Below are 422 nucleotides of genomic sequence, written 5' to 3'. Positions count from 1 at the left end.
GATTCGGCGTTGCCTCGCGACAGTCTGCGCCGCGCGTACGATGAAGGTTTCACAGACTACCGGGATTGATACCTGAACTAATAACCCTTGGCCTACAGGGGTTATTGTTGACGGCTCAAACCAAACCCCGTAAGATTCACACATACCGCACTGAGCGGGATTAACCACTAGAGGCAAATATGGCAACCTACCTTAAACTGAAAATCGGCGCGGCTCGTCGTCTGGCCTATCTGCGCGGCTACGTGCAGGCGCATAACGAAAAGGTCGCAAAGAAGGTTTACGGGTTGACGCTGGATAGCTGGAAAGCGGCGCGCACGCAGCGCCTCGATTCGACGGGCGGCGGCCTGAGTGCCGGGTACAACGAGGAATACGGCCGCAAGTTTGAATGTCACACGACGTTCGATATCGCTGCACTTCCCGGC

At 56.2% G+C, this 422-nt stretch carries 1 protein-coding gene; it reads left to right on the top strand.

Annotated features, from left to right (window positions below):
- Positions 1-179: 179 nt before the first annotated feature.
- A partial coding sequence (locus tag AC1RPH_RS07915) for a hypothetical protein (protein WP_481762043.1) occupies positions 180-422 on the top strand: 243 nt, incomplete at its 3' end.

The organism is Dellaglioa sp. CoH-57-MRSF-16, assembly GCF_056782055.1.
This window is presented reverse-complemented; position numbering and strand designations above follow the sequence as displayed.